This window comes from Lacinutrix sp. MEBiC02404, assembly GCF_053601575.1.
The window spans coordinates 641,271-664,169 of record NZ_JBSHNV010000220.1; the positions used below are offsets into that span (position 1 = coordinate 641,271).

Sequence of the window (22,899 nt, forward strand, 5' to 3'; positions counted from 1 at the left end):
TATAAGAATTGTTTGTCAGAAATCTATTCTTCTTCTACGTCTTCTTCAGCAATTACAGCAGGTTTTATACTACTATCATGTGCGCCGTGGTATTCTTCTAATAAATTCATCGTAGCGTTCAGTAGATCTTTTGTTTCTAATAACAATCCGAAGTACAATGTTGTGTTTTTCGGACTAGATTCTTCCGTACGTGTTCTAGCAACTTGCGCTTGAATCTTTTGTTTTACTAAATCATAAACTTCTGTCTTCTCGTTTAGAATAGCACCAATTCTTTCAAAAGAACCAGAATCGAAAGCATCTTTAATATCATTAAATAAAACCTCTACTTTATCATCTACTTGTTTCAATTCTTTAATTTGATTGAATTTAAGTTTCTTATGATTGTTATTAATGTGTTTATGACTTACTCTAGAAATGTATTCTAAAGACTGTGTCATATCTTGTAAATAACCTAAAATGTTTATGTAAAAGTTACTTGCTCCAATACTAGATTCGTCTAAGTTTTTAATAAAATAGAAGATGTTATCTCTAAGTTCATCTACTTCATCGGAAAGCTTAATAACCTGTTTTTTATTCTTTTTAAGTAATGCTAAATCTTGTTTTGCAAGCCCTTTAACCGCATTGGTATATATTCTATTTCCACGTTTTACAACACTTGCAATATTACTTGCACTTTCGTGTATTACACCTTGCACAGAACTACTTTCTGCTTTTGTTAAAGTGTCTTCTGCTTTTTCTTCTTTACTCTTTTTATTGTGTGCGATATAGTTTCTTAATAATAAACCAAAAGCAGCTACCAATAATAAAGGAAACATGACTTGTAGGTTTAAGTTTAGTAGGTAGGCAACTAAAGCAGCAGCAACAAAAGCACTAAAGGCAGTAAAGAACCAACCTCCAATGACATTGATAACACCAGCTACTCGATATACCGCGCTTTCTGCTCCCCAAGCTCTATCTGCTAAAGAGGTTCCCATGGCAACCATAAAAGTTACGTATGTTGTAGAAAGAGGTAATTTGTAGGATGTTGCTAAAGATATTAATACCGCAGCAACCATTAAGTTTACAGCAGCACGAACCATATCGAAAGCAGGTAATTCATGTACCTTGTCTTTAGATATTTTGATTACTGGAACTTCAAATTGTTTATCAATTTTTGCTTGCCATGTTTCTGGTAATATATACGAAGACATTTGAGACACTCCTATCGCTACTCTTACAAATCCACGAGATAAAAAGTTAGGTTGAAAACGTTCTTTAGTTGCACTTTGGCTAGATAAATCTAAAGATGTTTTAACTACATTTCTTGCTTTAGTAGAAAACCAGATGGTTAATACCATAATAATTCCTGCTATAAAAAGAAGCAAGTTGTTTGTTGGTACTTTTTCTGCTAACACATCCATAGGAAAAGCATCTGCAGCTAAACCAGAAGCAGTCCACTCTGTAAATGCATTATATGCAGCTATTGGTACACCAATAAAGTTTACTAAATCATTTCCTGCAAAAGCAAGCGCTAATGCAAAAGTACCTACAATAATAATGAGTTTATAAATGTTTGTTTTAAATAAGGTAATGGCAGCAAGAGCTAATAAAGACCAGATTATAGAACTTACAACTATAATATAAAATACTTGATGCTCTAAAAAGTCTTTCATCGTGTCCCCACCTAAAAGATCAAATGGTTGGTTTGCATAAGAAGTTCCTTTTAAACCTTTCATGAAAATGAAATAGGTGATTGCAGTCAGTGCTAATCCACCAAATAATGCGCCAACCCAATTTGCTTTCTTTTCAAAATTATAAGATAATAGTAGTCTAGAAAACCACTGTACTAATGCTCCAATGGAAAATGCGACGACGACCGAGAGGATAATTCCGAATATAATTTGAGACGCTTTAGAGGTGTTTATATAGTTTACTACATCGTCAAAATTACCACCATCATGACCAATTTTTATTAAAGCCATGGCAACCGCAGCTCCTAATAACTCAAATACAATAGATACCGTAGTGGAGGTTGGCATACCAATAGTATTAAAGAAATCTAAAAGTAGAATATCGGTAATCATTACTGCCATGAAAATAATCATGATTTCATTAAACATAAACTCTCCAGGATTAAAGATTCCTTTACGAGCAACTTCCATCATTCCACTAGAAAACACTGCGCCAACAGCAACTCCTAAACTAGCAACAATCATGACGGTTTTAAACGAAATCGCTTTAGAACCGATTGCTGAGTTTAAAAAGTTTACAGCATCATTACTTACTCCAACCACTAAATCGGCAACCGCCAAAATAGCAAGAGCAATAATCATATATAAATATATATTTTCCATAATTTAATTTAAAAATGTTTGCAAATATCTTTAGTCTTCTTGATTAAGATGTTACCTAATTGTTATGTTTTAAAAATGAATATCAAATTGCAATCGGTACATAAATTCATTATTTCCATCGGTGACTTCTAAATGGCTAATGTCTGTTTGTACTTTTAATTTATGGCCTACAATATATTTGGAAACACCAACGGTATATTGACTCTGATTAGCATTTTCTGTTAGTTTATCCCAATCTATATAGGTATACCTTCCGGAAACTTCCCAATCTTTCTTAAGTAGATATCCAGCTTGTAGGTTGATAGCATTTCCAATTTGTACGGCATCGATATCGCCATCTTCATTGGTGAATAATACATCGTCTGCATTTCTATCTGCATATTCTGCCATAAACGAAAAGCCTTTGTATTTAAACATGGCATCTATATATAAAGTAGAAATGTTGGTTTCATGAAACACACCTTCTTCATTTACCATGTAAGCACCTTGATTACTTCTGGTTTTTACGGCGTTGTTGTTAAAATCGTAAGCAACAGCTACGGCTAATTTTGGGTTTGGTTCGCGTTTTAAATCACTTCCTACATAATCTCCTTTACTTGTAAAGTTTCCAAATGGTAAAAATTCTAAACGACCAGTATATTGATGACCTCCAATATTTCCGGAGGTAATATTTCTTCCTTCTCCTTGTGAAATAGCAAGTGCTTCTTTTATAATAAAGGTGTCTGTAAGGTTAAAGTGATGTCTTAATTGAATACCTAGATCCCGATCAATATTAAATCTGCTATTTAATAATGAACGATCTACTTGTTGCAGATTAGCGGAAGAGATAATACGTTCTCTATTACCTGGTAGTTTTGTTTGTCCAAACCAAAGCACAAAGTTTTGGTGAAAATTCCATTTTATAACGGCATCCAAAATATATCTTGGTGCATTGCTGGTGTATTCGGAAGCTCCAGAAATATCTCTATTCGATAGACCTAGTTCTAGTTTGTATTTTAATTTAGGAGTTAAAGCGAAGCCGTCAAACTTTAATCTAGCACGACGTACTAAAAAAGTAGATTCATTGGCTTCTCCATCTTCCCAATTGGAGATGGCTAGAAATTGCATTCTAGCTCCAATCCTCATGGTGAACGTACTATCTTTTCCTACAAGATTAAATAAACCATTCCCAAATTTAGGAGAAGGCGTTTCTTGCGCTTGCATTGCTGTAATGGAAAAAATAAATAATACAATACCTGTAAAATTTAGTTTCATTATTAGTTTTTGTCACTGCAAAGAACTTAAATAAAAGTTAAATTAATGTTTCTAAATCGTTAAATGTGAAGAACAAAAAGGCTGCTTTGGCCTAAAGCAGCCCATAGAATTCATGATAATTTAGTCGACAAAAACTAATAGATTATATGAAATACTTGTAATGCATTTTAAAATACAAGCAAATATCTACTTTAAACGTCATGTTAGTATTACCTCAATATTAAGTAATTATTAATAAAACATGTTAAAATTAAAATAGTAAAATACTAATTATCAATGAGTTACAAGTTTAATGTTAATTTAATGTTACGTAAAGGTTGCTTAATTGTCAATTAATGTCTATATTTGAGGTATTAACAATTTAAAACCCATAATAATGAAGAAGCAATTTATTTTGTTTTTAGCTTTAATGATTTCAGTGGTTTCTTTTGCACAGCAAGAGAGAACATTAAAACTTAATGAGGAAACCAGCTTAATTGAAGTAACGTACTATCATGACAATGGCGTAGTGAGTCAAACAGGATTCTATACAACAGATGGTAAACTTCAAGGCGAATGGTTAAGTTTTGATACGAAAGGCGACAAAACAGTTTCGGCGAATTATGATAATGGGAAAAAAGTCGGCAAGTGGTTTTATTGGAATGATAAAACTTTAAAAGAAGTAGATTATACAAACAATGCAATTGCAAATGTGAGTGAATGGACAAATAAAACGTCTATTGCATCACGACAATAATAGCATTTAAGAAAACATAAAAAAGCATCCTAAATATAGGATGCTTTTTTTGTTTAGACTAATTCTGAAATTTACTCTACTGTCCAAGATGCTCCCCAAGAAGCATAATCTGTTCCTGTTCCGTTACCTTCACCAGAAATAAATTCTGCATCTGTAAAGATTACAGCGGTATCGTTTTGTACGTTTTGTATAACGTCTATAAAAGTGATATCTGTAACACTTAAATCACCACTAGAAACACCAGCTCCTGTTGGGCTATTTGCACCATCTCCATCTAAATCAAAACCTTCTTCAAAACCTTGAATTAAAACGTTATTAAATATTCCTTGTGTTCCTGCTCTTAAACGAATTGCTTCGTTTCCAGTTGCAGAACCTAATCCTATTATCGTTAAGTTAGTTACTGTAGGTTTAGAAAAATAACCAGCAGCATTACTAAAGTCTGTGTTAAAACCATCTGCTTCAATACCTTTATCGTGATCTGCTCCATGTTTCACATATGCATTTGTAATAGTACCTGTATATCCTTCTGTCCAGTCAATAGAATCATCTTGTGCATTAACAACAGAAACATAACTAGCGTTTACGGTTCCTCCAAAAAATTCGATACCATCATCTTTCCCTTCAAAAGCTTGAATGTATTCTACAGAAGTACCACTACCAACACCGTAGAAAGAGAATCCGTTATTTTCAGATTGGCCATCTGCAGCACCACCAGAATATTCTACACGAACATAACGTAAGCTTCCAGAATTATCTGTAGCATCTGTTCCACCAAATGGTAAACTAGCAATCTCTGAAGTAGAAGTAGAAGTTCCAGTTACCGAGTTGATAGGCGCTTTTCCTAAAAGAATTAATCCTCCCCAATCTCCAGCACTTGGAGAAGAAGCATCCGATGTTAATACTATTGGGCTATCTGCAGTTCCATTAGCAATAATTTGAGCTCCTTGAGAAATAGCAATGTATACGTTTGCTCCAGCAGCTAAAGCTTCTAATGTCATTCCTGCAGGAATAGTTAATGTAGTTCCTTCTGCCATGATTAAAGAACCGTTTACTTTATAACAGTTGTTTGCGTCTAAAGTTAAATCTTCTACATACGTTCCAGAGAGGAAGATGCAATCATCATTTGGTGTTTCACCACCAGAATTGTTGTTTACGGTACTATTGTCATTGATTACGATATCTGAAGTATCATCTGTAGTACAAGAGAAAAGCACTGTTATAATTGCTAATCCTAAAATAAAATAATTTTTCATTGTTTCAAGTTTAATTAAATTGGTATTTATTTTTATAGTTGTGTTTAAAATTTATATTTAAGTTGTAACCCAAGATCCATTCCTCTTTGGTAGTCTGTTACGCCTTTACCATTTGCAGAGTTTACAGAAATATTACCTAATGTTGTTTCTCTGTAATAATCGATGTTTGCATTTAAAAGATTTTTGGCACTTAGGTTAATTTCCAGCTTGTCATTTATTTTGTTTTTCCAGATGAAGTCTAAAGTTGGAACGCCTTTTTCAATAACATTTCCTAATTGTCCAGAGCCTAAAGCATCTATTCTATTTGAGAAATAAGAGAATACTAAGTTTGCTGTTGGTTTGTAGTTTCCAAAAGTTGGAGAATAATTAATATCTGCATTCAGTATTAATGGGGAAGCTCCTTGTAGTTCTTCTTTGCTTTCTTGAAAGCTAACATCGTAGAACGCACCATCAATAGAGCTATATAAATCTTGTGTGGTGTGCATGTACGTTGCATTAAATCCAGCAGAAAGTTTGGTTTCTTCGTCTTGATCTGTAATCAGGTTTTTTCTTATTTCTACTTCTAAACCATATACATTTGCTTTGTCTCCAGTTCTAAAATAACGTTGTGTACCAGTTGCATCTGCACCAACAACTAAGTTTACAGGGTCTTTAATTTCTTTGGTGAAAGCAGCTACAGATAATATTTCGTTTTTGCTGAAAAACCATTCGTATTTTAAATCGATATTTAAGATTTTTGAATATCCTTTGTCTAATAAATCTGGATTACCACCAATTCTAGTAGAAATATCTTCGTAAACAAAAGGAGCAACTTCTTTAAATTCAGGAATAGAAACGGTCTGACTAGCAGAAAAACGAAGGTTTGCATCTTCTGTTAATGCATATTTTACATTTAGCGTAGGAAGTACAAAGGTTTCTTTAGAGGTTATTTCGCTATCTCCTAAGTTCCCTAAGTTAATAACATTAAACGCTATTTTTTGTTCAAAAGACTCTAAACGTACACCAGGAACAAATAGCCATTTTTCGCCAGATTTAATTTCAGCATCTACATAACCAGCATAAACATTAAGGTTTCCGGTGTATGTGTTTTCATATAATCCTGGTCTGTTTACATTAGATACCGTTGGAATTGGGTTAATTACCTGTATTTCGTAAATACCATTATCGCCATCGTTGATGTTTAAGTTGTCTAGCGTGAATACACCATCCAAATTATTGACATCGGTAATACCATAACCAGAGTCTAAAATGTCATATCCGTAACGAATGTTGTTGAACGTTCTTTCTTTGCTTCTTCCGTTATAACCAATATTAATTTTTACATTGTCATTGGCATTGTATGCAAGGTTGATTCTTCCGTTGTATTCATTATCTTCAATATTTTGAAAATAACGTTGGTTATCAAAAACCACATTACTATAAAAAGCAGGGTTTGTATTAATATCATTATCTAATGCTAAATGATAGTTTTCTACACTTACACGTTTTCTGTCCGGTTGTTTAGAGAATACGTAGTTGTAACCAAATCCCCAATCTACATCGAATTTCCCAGAAGTATGTTCTCCTAATAGTTGGTTCACATACATTTGTGTTTGGTCAAACTGTACATTCATTTGGTAAAAACCTTCGTCTGTATTTAAAATAGCGTCCCGACTTCTGCCTTTTCCGTCAATACCAAAATAGCCAACTTTGTCAGAAGAGTTGTTTATAAATAGAGAATTGTATTTAATGCTATTGTCGCTATCTATTTTGTAATTAATAGATGCCATTGCGGTGGTAGTAGTACCATATTCGTATTCTTCGGCATTATCTATAAAAGCTTTCTTTTCTGTTAAAGTGTAATCTACAGCAGATCCTTTTCTGTATTCGTAAGCGTTTTCAAAAGAAGCCGTGGCAAAAACACTTAATCTAGAGTCGTTTTTAAAAGTGAAAGACTTTCCTGCGGAAGCACCATAACCAATATTCATTGGTGTACCAGCATTTTCAGGATCCACACCATGCGATAAAACTACAGCGAAAGGATTATGGTCATATCTTCCATAGTATCCAAAATAACCAGTTCCTTCACTTCTTACAAAATCTTTATCGATTGCATTGGTATTAAATCCGGTAGTAACATAAGCATCAAAGAAACCGTTTCCTTTATAGTCTTTCGAACTAATATCGACATTACCAGCAGAAAAGTCTCCGTAGTATTTAGAGGAATACGCTTTACTAATAGATACGTTTTCTATAACGTCTGAAGAAAAAAGATTCAAATCGATATTCTTTTTATTCACATCGTTAGACGGAAGGGATAAACCATTCATTGTGGTGTTTAAATATCGATCTCCTAAACCACGAACGTAAACATTACTAGATCCTTCTTGTTTAGAAACTCCAGAAATTTTTGCAACAGCGCCAGCAGCATTGCTAACTCCTTTTCTAGAAAGTTCTTCGGCTCCAATACTTTGTTTAATTTCTACGGCCTTTTTTTGTTCTAGTAATAAGGCGGTCTCGCTTTCCCTTTTTGTAGTAGTTGTTATTACAACTTCATCTAAAGAAGCAGCGCTTGCTCCCATAGTTACATCTACGTTAGTAACTTTACCTGCAATAATTTCTACTGCTATCTCCTGTGTTTCGTAACCAACAAAACTGTAAACAATGGTGTAGCTTCCAGTTGCTAAATCATTTAAAGCATAAAGACCATCCATGTCAGACGTTGTTCCTGTAGATGTACCTTTAATGATTACGTTTGCAAAAGGAAGAGGCTCATTGCTATATTCCTTATCTATTAATTTTCCTACTAAAGAGCCTGTAGATTGTGCAAAGGTTGCTAAAGAAGTAAATAGTGCTAATGCTAATAAAAATTTTCTCATTACTTGTTTTAATTTCTTGAGGCAAAGAAACTCCAACTATGTAAAGTTCGTGTTAACCACAGGTTAAACAAGCGTAATAAAACAGTTAGCTTAATGTTATGCGATTTGCATATTATTTTTATTTGGAAATAATTTCTTAACACTAAAAATGTATCTTGCAAAAGAATAAATATATAAGATGAACTGGGAACAATTACTCTCTTTAAAGCGCTTTGGCGACACTAATAAAAGGTTAAGAAAAGAACAAGATGAAACACGTTTGGGCTTTGAAGTGGATTACGATCGGGTAATATTTTCTTCAGAGTTTAGAAGTCTTCAGGATAAAACACAGGTAATACCACTGTCGCAAACCGATTTTGTGCACACACGCTTAACACATAGTTTAGAGGTTAGTGTAGTAGCGAGGTCTTTAGGTAGGCAAGTAGGGAAGAGGTTGCTAGAAAAATATCCGCATTTACAGAATATTCATGGCTACCAAGCAAATGACTTTGGTGCTATAGTGGCATCTGCAGCACTTGCGCATGATATAGGGAATCCGCCATTTGGACATTCTGGAGAGAAAGCTATTGGAGAGTTTTTTAAAACAGGAGAAGGTAAACAATATAAGGAACAGCTTTCGGCAAAAGAATATCAAGATTTATGTGATTTTGAAGGAAATGCAAACGGTTTTAAAATAGTTACCGAAAATAGAGAAGGTCGTCAAGGAGGTTTGCGTTTAAGTTATGCAACGCTTGGTGCTTTTATGAAATACCCCAAAGAGTCACTACCTAAAAAACCAACGAAGCATATTGCAGATAAAAAGTATGGCTTTTTTCAAAGTGAAAAAGAAGCGTTTTTAGATGTAGCAAATGAGCTTGGCTTAATTAGTAGAAGTAAAACAGATGTTAGTTTTTCACGTCATCCATTAGCTTTTTTAGTGGAAGCAGCAGATGATATTTGTTATACTATTATTGATTTTGAAGATGGAATAAATTTAGGCTTAATTCAAGAAGAGTACGCTTTAGAGTATTTAATTAATTTGGTTAGAGAAACCATAAATACCAAAAAATACCACCAACTAAGTAATACGCAAGATAGAGTTAGTTATTTAAGAGCCTTGGCAATTAATACGCTTATTAATGAAGCTGTAGCTATTTTTATTGCTAATGAAGAAGCGATATTAAAAGATGAATTTAAGATCGCTTTGTTAGATAAAAGTAAATACGAAGCACAAATAAATGATATTATTAAAATAAGTGTCGATAATGTATACCAATCTAAAGAAGTCATAGATAAAGAGATTTCAGGTTACCAAGTTTTAAATACATTATTAAGTGTTTATACTAAGGCGATTAATAATAATTATAATGAAACGCCAACGAATTACGATAAACTGGTGCTTAAAAGGCTGCCTAAGACAATTAATATAATGGAAGACAATTTATACTTGAGATTGTTGAGTGTTTGTAACTATGTTTCCCTGCTTTCCGATAGCAAAGCCATTATGGGATATAAGAAAATCAAGGGTTTAACCTTTAACATATAAGATTTTTTTATATCTCTCTAGTTTTGTTATATTTGCTACTCTACTATAAAAAATAAACTATGAAAAAGATTACCTATTTATTAAGTGTTTTTTTTGTTTTCGTTTTGGTTGGATGTAATTCGAATCAAGAATCAAAAAAAGACACGGCGAAATTAAAAGAATTACATGCTGAAAATTTAGCAAAAAGCCCTTTTACAGAACAGCTTAAGTTAAGTAAGAAGGAAAGAAAAGAACACAGATTAACTCCTAATAAGTACAATGAGGAAATGTGGGAGTTAACTATGAATCCAGAGTTGGGAAGACCAACTCCAGAAAAAGTTGCGCAATTACAAAAAGAACTTATAGAACAAAGAAGAAATGATTTTTCTGCACAAAGAGTTCCTGGTGATGCAATGGATAACGGTTGGATTTCTCGTGGACCTAATAATGTAGGTGGTAGAACAAGAGGTCTTATGTTTGATCCAAATGATGCATCTAACAATACTGTGTTTGCTGGAGGTGTAAGTGGAGGTTTATGGAAAAACTCTAATATATCTAGTGCAAGTACTGTATGGGAAAGATTAGATATTCCAGAAAATTTAACAGTTTCTGTGATTAAAGCAGATCCAATTAATCCTCAGATTATATATGTCGGTACAGGAGAATCTTATGTAGGTCATACGGATGGTGCGGTAAACGGAGATGGTGTTTGGCAATCTACAGATGGAGGAACTACTTGGGCTCAAATATTTGGTGGTAGCACTGGAGATAGCTATTTTGTTTCTGCTTCTAGTATTACGGTAAACGCACCAGGAAGTATTGCTGGAGATTATCAATCTTTTCCAACTACTAATTTTGGGCCAGTAATTGATGCTGTAATAACGGCAGATGCTATTTTATCAAATAGTACAGTTCCTTTTACAAATCCTGACAATACAGTTTCAACAGAAACTACAGAAGGATGTGGACCATCTACTTTAGATATGACAGGTAAGATTGCTTTAATTCGTAGAGGTAACTGTTCTTTTGTTCAAAAAGTAAAAGCAGCACAAGATGCTGGAGCAATAGCTGCTATTATGATGAATAATGTTTCTGGAGAACCTATCCCAATGGGAGGTACAGATGCTACAATTACAATCCCTTCCGTAATGATTTCTAAAGAAAATGGAGATCTATTAGAGGGTGCCGTAATTGCAGGTACATTAAGTGTTTCTTTAACTCCTGCTTCAGGAACTTTTACAGCAACGGTAGTTCCTGGAATACAGCATATTAATGATATTATTGTTGTTGATAATGCTGGTACTTCAGATATTTATGTAGCAGCAGGTGAAGCGGTATACAGTTCATCTAATGCAGGAACAACTGTGGGTGGAGAAACGTATGGGTTATATAAATCTTCAGATGCTGGTGCAAACTGGGCAGAAATAGATTTACCTTTAACTGCAGATGGAAATAAATATGAGCCTAATGATTTAGACTATGATGCTGCAGGAACGATATTTATGTCTTCAACTGCAAGTTCTTTATATGGAGATGGCGGAGGAAGCGTATTTTCTTCTACAAATAATGGTGCTACTTTTAGTCTAGTATATACCCTTGCAGACGGTCTAAGAACGCAAATAGCTGCCTCTAAACAAAATGCAGGTAAGATATATGTTTTAACAGAGCTAGCTGCTGGAGGAGTATCTATTAAATATTCACCAAATGGTTTTAGTCTTTCATTTTTAACGCAAACTAAAAAAGTGCCTAGTGATGCAGATCCAGACATTGCAGCAACGGATTTTACAAGAGGACAAGCGTTTTATGATTTAATGTTAACTATCGATCCTAACAATGATAATATTTTATATGCAGGAGGAATAGATTTATTTAAAAGTACTAATGCAGTAAGTGGTGCTACAGCAACAGCAGCATGGACTCAAATTTCGCATTGGTATGGTGGTTTTGGTGAACAAGAAGTGCACGCAGATCAACATGCAGCAGTTTTTGCACCTGGTGATTCTAATAAAGTTTTATTTGGAAATGATGGTGGTGTGTATTACTCTGCAGATGGTGGTACAACTATTCAGGATAGAAATAATGGTTTTGTAACATCGCAATTTTATACGGTAGGAGTTGGGCCAACGGAGGCTTTCCCATCAGGAGATTATTTTGCAGGTGGTTTACAAGATAATGGTACACAACTTTTTCAAAACGCGGATCCAACTGGAACAGATAGTGCAACAGAGGCTTATGGAGGTGATGGAGCATACACGTTTTTTGATCAAGATGGAGCAGATAGATACTTCATTAGAAACTATGTTTATAATAGTGGTGTGAATCTTTATAATTTTGACGGCCCAAATGTTACTATTAATAATGAAACGGCTAGTAATGGTTCATTTATTAATCCACAAGCATTAGATTCTAATTTAGATATTTTATATTCTAATTATTCTGATACAGATATGATTATTAAAAGGTATTCTGGTATTAAATCTCAAGGAACTTTAACTAGTTTTGATTTAACGGATGCAGATAAGTTGACTACAAGACCTACAGCGTTTACTGTTTCGCCTTATACTTTAACATCATCTAAGTTGTTAGTGGGTACTCTTTTAGGGGATGTTCTTTTAATTGAAAATGCAAATACAGCTACACCTACTTGGACAAATTTAGACCAAAGAAGAATAGTTGGTAGTATTTCGGATGTAGAATTCGGACAGTCGGAAGATGAAATGTTTGTTACTGTACATAATTATGGTGTGAACAATGTTTGGTATTCAGGAGATGCTGGTACTACTTGGGAGGAAAAAGATGGTAACTTACCAGATTTACCAGTTAAAGCAATTTTACAGAATCCTTTAAATTTAGAAGAAGTACTTATTGGTACAGAATTGGGTGTTTGGTATACTAGCAATTTTTCTAGTACATCACCTACATGGACTCAGGCTTTTAACGGTATGAGTGATGTGAAAGTATTAGATCTTGATTTAAGAGATGATAATATGGTCTTTGCTGCAACACATGGTCGTGGTATTTTCTCTGGACAATTTACTCCAGATGCTTTAAGTATTGACGAAAATACAGCGAATGCATTTAGTATTTATCCTAACCCTTCAAACGGTACTATAAATATTAAAGTATCTCAAGATTATGGTAAAGCTTTAGCTACTATATTTGATATGAATGGTAGAAAAGTATTCTCATCTGAGTTATCTTTAAACCAACAGTCTACAATTGAAGCTAATAATCTAGCTACAGGAATGTATGTATTGAAAATTCAAGGTGCTAATTTCACTCATTCAGAAAAATTAGTTATTAAGAAATAATAATAGACACATTATTAAATAAAAAAATGCCACTTTTTAAGTGGCATTTTTTGTATAATAAACTTTTATTAAGGTAGTCATAACCTTACTTTTTCTATTCAAACAATGTGTAAACAGGTATTTTGCGGGTAAAAATTGTATTTAATCGATATTTTTATTAAGTTTACTATTCTATTGCAGAGATATTTAATAAAATTGTTTCTTGGAACAATACTAAAAATTATATCATGAGAAAAAACCTACTAGGAGCAATAGTCATATTTTTTGTGACTTTTGCATGTTTATTGGTTATTAATGAAGTTTCCAGTGCGAATGCTTCAGATGTAGAAAATGATCAATACTACGTTACAGATTAACGTGTCGCTTTTATTTTGTCGGCTATACTTTCCGCGTTTAATGCTGCTAAACTTTGTAGTTCTATTGTGTTTCCTTGTTCCATAAATATATCTGGAATTCCTAATACCGTTATATTATTTTTGTAGTTGTTTTTTGCTGCAAACTCTAAAACGGCACTTCCAAAACCTCCTTTTACGGCGCCATCTTCTATGGTTATAATATTTTTATAGGTATTACATATGGTATGTAATTGAGCTTCGTCTATAGGTTTAATAAAACGCATATCGTAATGTGCAACATCCATTTCCTTATCCACTAAGTTAATGGCTTCTTTTGCATTAGTTGCCATGGTGCCTACGCTTAAAAGCGCTATATCTTTTCCTTCTTTTAAACAAATGCTTTTACCAATCTCGATTTCAGAAAAGGGTTGTTTCCAATCTAGTATTTGGCCTCTTCCTCTGGGATAACGAATCGCAATAGGTAAATCTAAACCTTGTTGCGCGGTGTATAGGATGTTGCGTAACTCTATTTCGTTTCTTGGTGCAAAAATAATAAGGTTTGGTATACATCTTAAATATGCCAAGTCAAAAACACCATGATGTGTTGCACCATCTTCACCAACCAAACCTGCGCGATCTAAACAGAATACTACAGGTAGTTTTTGCAAAGCGACATCATGTATTACTTGATCATAAGCGCGTTGTAAAAAAGTAGAATAGATATTGCAAAAGGGAATATAACCTTGCGTTGCCATTCCTGCAGCTAGTGTTACTGCATGTTGTTCTGCTATACCAACATCTAAAGCGCGATCAGGAAACTCTTGCATCATAAATTTTAACGAACTTCCTGTGGGCATTGCAGGAGTGATGCCCATTATTTTTTCGTTTTTTCTAGCGAGTTCTACTATCGTATGTCCAAAAACATCTTGAAATTTTGGAGGTTGTATTTGGTCGATTTTTTCATATAAATCTCCGGTTACTGCATTAAATTTTCCGGGGGCGTGGTATTTTACTTGGTCTTCTTCTGCTTGTTTTAAGCCTTTTCCTTTTGTGGTAATTACGTGTAAGAATTTTGGACCTTTTACTTTTTTAAGTCGTTCTAGTTCTAGAGTTAATGCGGGTAAATCATGACCGTCTATTGGTCCGGAATAATTAAAATTTAAGGCTTCAAATATATTATCTTGCTTTTGTGTTCCTTTTTTAACATTGGTTAAATATAACTTTAATGCACCAACGCTTGGGTCGATGCCAATAGCGTTATCGTTTAAAATAACTAACAAGTTCGCATTAGTAACTCCGGCGTGATTTAAGCCTTCAAAAGCCATTCCGCTAGCAATAGAAGCGTCGCCAATAACAGCGATGTGCTGTTTGTCTATATCTCCTTTTAATTGCGAAACTAAAGCCATTCCTAAAGCTGCAGAAATAGATGTGGAAGAATGACCAACACCAAAAGTATCATATTCGCTTTCTTCGCGTTTTGGAAAACCAGAAATGCCACCAAGTTGTCTGTTGGTATCAAAAACATTTTTTCTACCCGTTAGTAATTTGTGTACGTAAGCTTGATGGCCAACATCCCAAACCAATAAGTCTTCGGGAGTGTTAAATACATAATGCAAAGCAATAGTAAGTTCTACAACACCAAGGCTTGCACCTAAATGCCCTTCTTTGGTAGCAACCATATGAATTATAAAGTCCCGTAATTCTTTAGCGAGTACAGGTAATTGCTCTTGCTTTAAAAGGCGCAAATCTTTTGGGTAATTTATATGGTCTAGCATCTTATTCATGGAATACAAATGTAATATTTGAAAATGATACTAATACTAATATCATTTGAAATTGTACTTTTACGGTAATTATTAATTCTTGAAATTATGGCTATGATTACACCTTTTGATGCTACGTATTTTATGAAGAAAGCCCTGCAAGAAGCGGAAGCTGCTTTAGAAAAAGGAGAAGTTCCCGTTGGCGCCGTTATTGTTGTAGAAGATCGAATTATTGCAAGAGCGCATAATTTAACCGAATTGCTAAACGATGTCACTGCGCATGCAGAAATGCAAGCGATTACTGCTGCTGCTAATTTTTTAGGAGGAAAATATCTTAAAAATTGTACGTTGTATGTTACGTTAGAGCCTTGCCAAATGTGTGCGGGCGCTTTGTATTGGAGTCAGATTTCAAAAATTGTGTATGGTGCAACAGATGATCACAGAGGTTGTGGTGTAATGGGAACAAAATTGCATCCTAAAACAATAATAGAAGGTGGTGTTTTAGCAGAAGAAGCTTCCGCCATTATGAAACGTTTTTTTATTGAAAAGCGCAATTTAAATTAATGAATGCTACTGCTTTTTCTTTATGACGAAACTTTTTTGGCACGTGCATTAGCGATAGAAACGGCATCCTTTTCAAGAAGCTTTGAATAATAAATTATAAATTTTTAGGCTTCTCTGAAGTAAAAAGAGATCTCAAATCCAGTTAGAGACTGCTTCGCAGAAAAGATATAGTGGATAGCGCGACGCTTTGTAGTTTTTACGGAAAAGGGAAATGCCCAAATTATAGCTTTCGCTTATCTCCTTCGCGTTTACGCATTTTATCTAAATTCTCTTTGGTAAGCATATAATCTTTGATGTCTTTGTTTTTCCAAGTGTGATAGGTGAATAACGGAAAGAAAAGCAAGAAAAGACCCAAAACACCGAATCCAATTAGTTTTTGAGAATAGTCTACTTCTAAAAAATAACCAGCAATAATGCTAGAAATACAGGCGAAAAATAAAAGGTATAAAAAGTATTTCATGTGTCTATTTTGTAGTTTTTATAGGAAAAGCTTTACGTATGCACTTGGGTGTTATTTAGTAAAGTTAATTAATTGACGTCTATATGCAGTGAGTAGTTTTGATTTTGAAATAAAACCAATATAGACTTTGTTTTTTACAACAGGGAGATTCCAAGCACTACTGTCCTGGAACTTTTTCATAATATCTGTCATTTTATCGTTATCCATATCAATAATTTCTGGTGGTTTCTGCATGACTTCATTTGCAAATACTTCTTTGTAAAGAGATTGGTCAAACATTATTGGTCTTATATCATCTAGTAGGATGATTCCTTTTAACATGCCGTCTTCTTCGCCGACAACAGGGAAAATGTTTCGGTTGGATTTTACAACTGCTTTATGCACAATATCGCCTAAAGTCATGGTTGTAGTTATGGTAATAAAATTGGTTTCAATGACTTTATTAATATCCATTAAAGTTAAAACAGCATGGTCTTTATCGTGTGTAATTAATTCGCCTTTTCTACCTAATTCCATGGTGTATACGGAATGCGGATTGAAATATGTAGTAATACCATACGAAATTGCTGCTGTAATCATTAAAGGTATAAACAAATCATAACCACCAGTTAATTCGGCAATTAAGAAAATAGCAGTTAATGGTGCGTGCAAAACCCCTGCTAATAAACCTGCCATACCAACAAGTGTAAAATTACTTTCCGATACCGGAGTGCTTACTAGTCCGCAGTTATTAATTATTTTAGCAATACAGTTTCCCATAATACTACCCATAAAAAGGGTTGGAGCAAAAATGCCTCCAACACCTCCAGCGCCAAAAGTTAAAGCACTAGCGAATATTTTGAAAAACACTAAACCAGCTAATAAGGCTACAATAATCCAAATATTCGATAAGTCTAGATCGAATAAATTATTTTGAAGTGCTTTTTCGGGATGCCCTGCAATAAGGTTATTTATAATATTAAAACCTTCCCCATAAAGAGGAGGAATTAAATAGACCAAAATACCAATTAGTGTTCCTCCAAAAAGTACTCTTTTTATGGGTGAGTCAATCTTATCAAACACTTTTTGAACCCTTTCGTAAATACTAGTAAAATAAATAGAGGTTATGGCCGCTGTTATACCTAAAATAGCGTAAAATGGCGCTTGAGAAAGTATAAATGGATCTTCAATTTTGAAAGGTAATAAAACATCATTTCCTAAGAAAAAATAGGAAGTTAAGATTGCAGAAAGCGATGCAAGTAAAAGCGGTAACATGGATGCTAATGTTAAATCTAAACTAAAGACTTCTATAGCAAAAATAATAGCAGCTATGGGTGCTTTAAAAATAGAAGACATGGCTCCAGCCGCAGCACAACCAATTAGGAGGTTTCTAGTGGTTTGGTTCATGTGAAACATTCTAGAAATGTTTGAACCTATGGCAGCACCTGTAGCTACCGTTGGACCTTCTAAACCAACAGAACCACCAAAACCAATGGTAATTGGGGCTGTTAAAATGGAACCAAACATTTGAAATCGCTTAATGATTCCTTTGCGTTTGGAAATAGAATAAAGGGTAGATGGAATACCATGGCTAACCTTATTTCGTATCACATACTTTATTATGAAATGAACTAATGTGAATCCCAGAATTGGAAATAAAAAATAGAATGCCTGATGGTAATGTTTTATTAAATTACCTTCTAGAAAATGCTGAATTAAATGGGTTAAGTTTTTTAATACTACAGCCCCAATTCCGGATGTAAAACCAACAATAATACTTAATAAATAAACAAATTGTTTGTGAGAGATGTGTTTAGCTCTCCAAATCAAAAAACGTTTAAATAATGGCTGTTGTTTTGGCATAATTTAAAACTACTAAAAAATCCTGCAAAAAGCAGGATTTTTAATTTATGATTTTAAGTTTAGTTTTAAACTTAATTCTGTTAGTTGATCATCATCAATTGGAGCAGGAGCGTCTATCATGACATCGCGACCAGAATTGTTTTTCGGGAACGCTATAAAATCTCTAATAGTTTCTTGACCGCCTAAAATGGCAACCAATCTGTCTAATCCAAAAGCAAGTCCGCCATGAGGAGGAGCGCCATATTCAAAGGCATCCATTAAAAAGCCAAATTGTGCTTTTGCTTCTTTTTCCGAAAAGCCTAAATGCTTCAACATGATGGCTTGTGTTTTCTTGTCGTGAATTCTAATCGATCCACCTCCAATTTCGTTTCCGTTTAAAACCAAATCGTATGCATTGGCTTTTACTTCTCCAGGATTGGTATCTAATAATTCTATTTGTCCAGGTTTTGGAGATGTAAATGGATGATGCATTGCATGGTAATGGCCCGTTTCTTCATCTAGTTCTAATAATGGGAAATCTAGTACCCAAAGTGGAGCAAATACTTTTGGGTCCCGTAAACCTAAACGAGTTGCTAACTCCATACGTAAAGCGCTTAATTGTGCTCTTACTTTGTTTGTGTCTCCAGATAATACACAAACAAGGTCTCCAGGTTTTGCTCCTGTAATTTCGGCCCATTTTGCTAAATCTTCTTGGTTGTAAAATTTATCTACAGAAGATTTGAATGTTCCATCGTCGTTACATCTAGAATAAATCATTCCTAAAGCACCAACTTGTGGGCGCTTTACCCAATCAATAATTTTATCTATTTCTTTTCTTGTATAAGTGTTTCCGCCAGGAACAGCAATACCGACTACTAATTCAGCGCTATTAAAAACACCAAATTCTTTATGTTGGGCTACTGCGTTAAGCTCGCCAAATTCCATTCCGAAACGAATGTCTGGTTTATCGTTTCCGTATAAACGCATTGCATCATCGTAAAGAATTCTTGGGAATTTCTCTATTTCAACACCGTTTACTTCTTTTAATAAATGACGTGTTAATCCTTCAAAAACATTTAAAATGTCTTCTTGGTCAATAAAAGCCATTTCGCAATCTATCTGTGTGAATTCTGGTTGTCTATCTGCACGTAAGTCTTCGTCTCTAAAACATTTTACAATTTGGAAGTACTTATCCATGCCACCAATCATAAGCAGTTGCTTAAAGGTTTGAGGCGATTGTGGAAGTGCGTAAAACTGCCCTGCATTCATTCTGCTTGGCACCACAAAATCACGAGCACCTTCTGGAGTAGATTTTATTAAGTACGGAGTTTCTACTTCTATAAATCCTTCGTTAGATAAAAAGTTACGTACTGCTTGCGTTACTTTCGCTCTAAAAATTAGATTGTTCTTTACGGGATTACGTCGTATATCTAAATAACGATATTTCATACGTAGTTCTTCACCTCCATCGGTTTCATCTTCAATAGTAAACGGAGGAACTAAAGCTTCATTTAAAATATTTAACTCAGAAACTAAAATCTCAATGTCTCCAGTAGGCATTTTTGGATTTTTAGATGCGCGCTCTATTACGGTTCCTTTCACTTGAATAACAAACTCACGACCTAATTTTTGTGCTTGCTCTAACATTGCTTTAGAGGTGCGCTCTTCATCAAACACCAATTGCGTTATTCCGTATCTATCTCGTAAATCTACCCAAGCAATAAATCCTTTGTCTCTCGATTTTTGAACCCAACCTGCAAGAGTTACTTCTGTATTTATATGTGATGCATTTAACTCACCACAATTATGACTTCTGTACATAAAATTTTATTTGAAGTGCAAATTTAACATTTATATTGTGACTTTAATTGGTATTGTAAGAACTAATTTTAATAGTGTGCAGCTAGGATTATATTGGTTTTTTGTTATTATATATTCATAAAAAGGGATAAAAATTTAAATATTTAACAATTTTGTTGTTTTTTTGTTTAAACAATATAAATCTAAACTTATGGTAAAAAACTTCTTTATGGTGTTGTTTCTATTATTAGGGACTTCACATTTTATGAGTGCACAACAAGTAACAGGGAGCGTTTCGGATGATTCTGGGCCAATACCTGGAGCCTCTGTTGTTGTAAAGGGAACCGCAAATGGTACAACTACAGATTTTGATGGTAATTATACCATTGATGCCAATAATGGGGATATTTTAATATATTCTTATGTTGGTTATGAAGAACAAGAAGCTACGGTTAGTGGTCGTGTTATGAATATAACGCTGCAATCTGGAGTTTCGTTAGATGAAGTTATTCTTGTAGGAAATAGGGCAAAACCAAGATCTATTCTAGATTCGCCTGTGCCAATAGATAATATTGGTGTTGCAGAGTTAAAGAATACAGGGCAACCTACAGTAGATAAGATGTTAACGTATAAAGTACCTTCTTTTAATTCTACAACGCAATCCATTTCTGATGGTACTGCACATTTTGATCCAGCAGATTTACGTGGATTAGGTCCAAGTAGAACCTTAGTTTTGATTAATGGTAAACGTAAAAATCAAAGTGCTTTAGTGTATATTAATGATACGCCTGGTAAAGGAGAAGTTGGTGTAGATTTAAAAAGTGTGCCAGCTGCAGCTATTGAGCGTATCGAGGTTTTAAGAGATGGAGCATCTGCACAATATGGTTCGGATGCCATTGCTGGAGTAATAAACATGGTCTTAAAAAAAGATGTTGAGTTTACTACAGTTAGTGCAAAAGCAGGAGTAACTACAGAAGGAGATGGTTTTAATTTTGGAGTGGACTTAAATACTTCTATTGGTTTAGGAGTAGAAGGAAGTTATTTAAACTTCACGCTTGGTTACTACGAGCAAGAAAAAACGAATCGTGCTGGTACGCCAGGAAAAGATGATTTATTCGGTGTTGGAGCAGATGATCCCATGTTTGGAGCTTGGTTAGCTGAGAATCCAGATTTAGGAATGAATGTGGGACAACCAGAATCTAAAATTATGGATATTTTTGTTAATGCTGGAGTTCCTATAGGAAACAAAGGAGCCGAGTTTTATACTTTTGGAGGGTTGACATACAGAACAGGGAAAAGTTTTGCATTGTACCGTACACCTTATTGGGTTACAGATCCACATAATTTATTACATGAGGCAGGAACAGAATATCAAGGTTTTCAGCCTACATTTGAAACAGATATTAGAGATAATAATTTTACTGCAGGATTTAAATGGGATTTACTTGGATTTAAAGTAGATTTAAGTGGAACTTATGGAAGAAACGCTGTGAATTATGAGGTTGGTAATACGTTAAATGTAGATTTAGGAGCTAATAGCCCTACGTCTTTTGATGTTGGTGCATATACTTTTAGTAATACACTTGCTAATTTAGACTTAAGTAGAGAAATTGGAAAGTTTGTAGTTTCTTTTGGTGCTGAAGTAAAAGGAGAACGTTTTACTGCTAAGGCAGGAGATGCAGCATCTTATTATAATCCTTCAGGAGGTGGAGGAGCACAATCTTTTCCTGGATTACAACCAAGTAATGCTGTAAATGCAACAAGAGATAATTATGGTGTTTATGGAGCTTTAGACTGGGAACCAACTGAAAAACTTTTAATAGGTGGTGCTGTTCGTTATGAGGACTTTAGTGATTTTGGAGATAATACGTCATGGAAAGTGAATGGTCGTTATTCTTTAGGAGAAAAAGGAGCTATAAGAGCATCTTATGGTACAGGATTTAGAGCGCCTTCATTACATCAAATTTATTTGAGTAATGTACAAACGCTAGTTTCTGGTGGTTCTATTTCTAATCAAGGTACTTTTAATAATGTAGACCCTATAATTAGAAATGGTTTAGGTGTGCCGCAATTAACAGCAGAAACTTCTAAAAATATTTCTGCAGGAATTACTTTTAAGCCTTTAAATAATTTATCTCTTTCATTAGATTTTTACAATGTGAAAGTAGATAATAGAGTATTATTTACAAATGAAATTGGTTTTGATTCAGATGGTTCAACCATCAATCCTGTAGAACAGATATTGATAGATAATTCGATTACAAGTTTAAAATTCTTTGTTAATGCAGTGAATACAAATACTACAGGAGTCGATTTAGTAGCTAATTATAGAAATATGGAAATAGGTAATGGTAAATTATCAGCAACATTAGCAGCTAATTTTAATAATACGGATATTGATGGTAAGATTGATACTCCAGCTTTACTGGAAGCTAATGGATATGATATCTTTAATAGAAAAGAGCAAGCTAGAATCCTTTCTTCTAGACCTAAAACTAAAGTGTTATTAGGTTTTGATTATGAATTGAATAAATGGAATTTTGCATTAAATAACACCTATTTTGGTAAAGTAACTTGGCAACATGCTACAGATACTGATAAAGATCAAACATTTGCAGGGAAAGTAATTACTGATTTAATTTTTGGTTATGCATTTAGCGATCGTCTTTCTGCCTCTTTATCTGTTACCAACTTATTAGATGTATATCCAGATGAAATAGAAACAGGAGGAGATGTTGTTACAGATCTTGGTGGTAGATTTAAATATCCTTGGGAAGTAAATCAATTTGGTACTAATGGAACAACTATTAGTGGTGGATTGAATTTTAAATTCTAATCTTTTTATATAGATCACTGTCTTAAAATAATAAGGACAGATTTGAATAAAAATAAAACCAGAGAAGTTCG

Annotated in this window: 14 protein-coding genes; 6 read left to right on the top strand and 8 right to left on the bottom strand. The window is 34.0% G+C overall.

Translation table 11 applies throughout. The features are described 5' to 3' along the window. Positions 1-23: 23 nt before the first annotated feature. Positions 24-2,333 (bottom strand): anion permease, encoded by a 2,310-nt coding sequence (locus ACVCXO_RS17345; protein ID WP_452230855.1) that lies wholly within the window; start codon positions 2,331-2,333, stop codon positions 24-26. 69 nt (positions 2,334-2,402) lie between these two features. Further along, positions 2,403-3,587 (bottom strand): porin, encoded by a 1,185-nt coding sequence (locus tag ACVCXO_RS17350; RefSeq protein ID WP_452230856.1) that lies wholly within the window; start codon positions 3,585-3,587, stop codon positions 2,403-2,405. Positions 3,588-3,963: 376 nt separating this feature from the next. On the opposite strand from ACVCXO_RS17350, the gene ACVCXO_RS17355 reads away from it, so the two are divergent. Next, a complete protein-coding gene (locus tag ACVCXO_RS17355; protein WP_452230857.1) occupies positions 3,964-4,323 on the top strand; it encodes a toxin-antitoxin system YwqK family antitoxin in 360 nt (119 codons plus the stop codon). A gap of 71 nt (positions 4,324-4,394) precedes the next feature. Here ACVCXO_RS17355 and ACVCXO_RS17360 read toward each other — a convergent pair whose 3' ends face one another. Beyond that, complete coding sequence (locus ACVCXO_RS17360; protein WP_452230858.1) at positions 4,395-5,576, bottom strand: multidrug transporter; 1,182 nt, start codon at positions 5,574-5,576, stop codon at positions 4,395-4,397. Between the two features lie 44 nt (positions 5,577-5,620). Beyond that, complete coding sequence (locus ACVCXO_RS17365) at positions 5,621-8,434, bottom strand: TonB-dependent receptor domain-containing protein (protein WP_452230859.1); 2,814 nt, start codon at positions 8,432-8,434, stop codon at positions 5,621-5,623. A 178-nt stretch (positions 8,435-8,612) separates the two neighbouring features. Here ACVCXO_RS17365 and ACVCXO_RS17370 point away from each other — a divergent pair, with 178 nt between their 5' ends. The 3 genes from ACVCXO_RS17370 (at position 8,613) to ACVCXO_RS17380 (ending at position 13,605) form a co-directional block, all read left to right on the top strand. Further along, a complete protein-coding gene (locus tag ACVCXO_RS17370) occupies positions 8,613-9,959 on the top strand; it encodes a deoxyguanosinetriphosphate triphosphohydrolase (RefSeq protein WP_452230860.1) in 1,347 nt (448 codons plus the stop codon). A 59-nt stretch (positions 9,960-10,018) separates the two neighbouring features. Continuing rightward, a complete protein-coding gene (locus ACVCXO_RS17375; RefSeq protein WP_452230861.1) occupies positions 10,019-13,249 on the top strand; it encodes a PA domain-containing protein in 3,231 nt (1,076 codons plus the stop codon). A gap of 227 nt (positions 13,250-13,476) precedes the next feature. After that, a complete protein-coding gene (locus tag ACVCXO_RS17380; RefSeq protein WP_452230862.1) occupies positions 13,477-13,605 on the top strand; it encodes a hypothetical protein in 129 nt (42 codons plus the stop codon). Here the strand turns inward: ACVCXO_RS17380 and dxs are convergent. Beyond that, positions 13,602-15,368, bottom strand: a complete 1,767-nt coding sequence (gene dxs / locus ACVCXO_RS17385) for a 1-deoxy-D-xylulose-5-phosphate synthase (RefSeq protein WP_452230863.1) — start codon at positions 15,366-15,368, stop codon at positions 13,602-13,604. The genes ACVCXO_RS17380 and dxs overlap by 4 nt on opposite strands. Positions 15,369-15,461: 93 nt before the next feature. Here dxs and ACVCXO_RS17390 point away from each other — a divergent pair, with 93 nt between their 5' ends. Then, the gene (locus ACVCXO_RS17390) at positions 15,462-15,911 is read left to right on the top strand and encodes a nucleoside deaminase (protein ID WP_452231170.1); all 450 of its coding nucleotides are present in this window, start codon (positions 15,462-15,464) and stop codon (positions 15,909-15,911) included. A gap of 220 nt (positions 15,912-16,131) precedes the next feature. Here ACVCXO_RS17390 and ACVCXO_RS17395 read toward each other — a convergent pair whose 3' ends face one another. The 3 genes from ACVCXO_RS17395 to aspS are packed head-to-tail and all read right to left on the bottom strand — an operon-like array spanning position 16,132 to position 20,013. Then, positions 16,132-16,371, bottom strand: coding sequence for a hypothetical protein (locus tag ACVCXO_RS17395; RefSeq protein WP_452230864.1), 240 nt, complete (start codon positions 16,369-16,371; stop codon positions 16,132-16,134). A gap of 51 nt (positions 16,372-16,422) precedes the next feature. Then, the gene (locus tag ACVCXO_RS17400; protein WP_452230865.1) at positions 16,423-18,213 is read right to left on the bottom strand and encodes a chloride channel protein; all 1,791 of its coding nucleotides are present in this window, start codon (positions 18,211-18,213) and stop codon (positions 16,423-16,425) included. A 45-nt stretch (positions 18,214-18,258) separates the two neighbouring features. After that, the gene (gene aspS, locus ACVCXO_RS17405) at positions 18,259-20,013 is read right to left on the bottom strand and encodes an aspartate--tRNA ligase (RefSeq protein ID WP_452230866.1); all 1,755 of its coding nucleotides are present in this window, start codon (positions 20,011-20,013) and stop codon (positions 18,259-18,261) included. A 190-nt stretch (positions 20,014-20,203) separates the two neighbouring features. On the opposite strand from aspS, the gene ACVCXO_RS17410 reads away from it, so the two are divergent. After that, on the top strand, positions 20,204-22,828 hold the full coding sequence (locus tag ACVCXO_RS17410) for a TonB-dependent receptor (RefSeq protein ID WP_452230867.1): 2,625 nt from the start codon (positions 20,204-20,206) through the stop codon (positions 22,826-22,828). Positions 22,829-22,899 lie beyond the last annotated feature (71 nt).

Bases quoted from the DNA above. Each gene is read 5' to 3' on its own strand.
- aspS (WP_452230866.1), bottom strand. From the start codon at position 20,013: ATGTACAGAAGTCATAATTGTGGTGAGTTAAATGCATCACATATAAAT.
- ACVCXO_RS17390 (WP_452231170.1), top strand. From the start codon at position 15,462: ATGATTACACCTTTTGATGCTACGTATTTTATGAAGAAAGCCCTGCAA.
- ACVCXO_RS17355 (WP_452230857.1), top strand. From the start codon at position 3,964: ATGAAGAAGCAATTTATTTTGTTTTTAGCTTTAATGATTTCAGTGGTT.
- ACVCXO_RS17395 (WP_452230864.1), bottom strand. From the start codon at position 16,371: ATGAAATACTTTTTATACCTTTTATTTTTCGCCTGTATTTCTAGCATT.
- ACVCXO_RS17345 (WP_452230855.1), bottom strand. From the start codon at position 2,333: ATGGAAAATATATATTTATATATGATTATTGCTCTTGCTATTTTGGCG.
- ACVCXO_RS17375 (WP_452230861.1), top strand. From the start codon at position 10,019: ATGAAAAAGATTACCTATTTATTAAGTGTTTTTTTTGTTTTCGTTTTG.
- ACVCXO_RS17400 (WP_452230865.1), bottom strand. From the start codon at position 18,213: ATGCCAAAACAACAGCCATTATTTAAACGTTTTTTGATTTGGAGAGCT.
- ACVCXO_RS17370 (WP_452230860.1), top strand. From the start codon at position 8,613: ATGAACTGGGAACAATTACTCTCTTTAAAGCGCTTTGGCGACACTAAT.
- dxs (WP_452230863.1), bottom strand. From the start codon at position 15,368: ATGAATAAGATGCTAGACCATATAAATTACCCAAAAGATTTGCGCCTT.
- ACVCXO_RS17360 (WP_452230858.1), bottom strand. From the start codon at position 5,576: ATGAAAAATTATTTTATTTTAGGATTAGCAATTATAACAGTGCTTTTC.
- ACVCXO_RS17350 (WP_452230856.1), bottom strand. From the start codon at position 3,587: ATGAAACTAAATTTTACAGGTATTGTATTATTTATTTTTTCCATTACA.
- ACVCXO_RS17410 (WP_452230867.1), top strand. From the start codon at position 20,204: ATGGTAAAAAACTTCTTTATGGTGTTGTTTCTATTATTAGGGACTTCA.
- ACVCXO_RS17380 (WP_452230862.1), top strand. From the start codon at position 13,477: ATGAGAAAAAACCTACTAGGAGCAATAGTCATATTTTTTGTGACTTTT.
- ACVCXO_RS17365 (WP_452230859.1), bottom strand. From the start codon at position 8,434: ATGAGAAAATTTTTATTAGCATTAGCACTATTTACTTCTTTAGCAACC.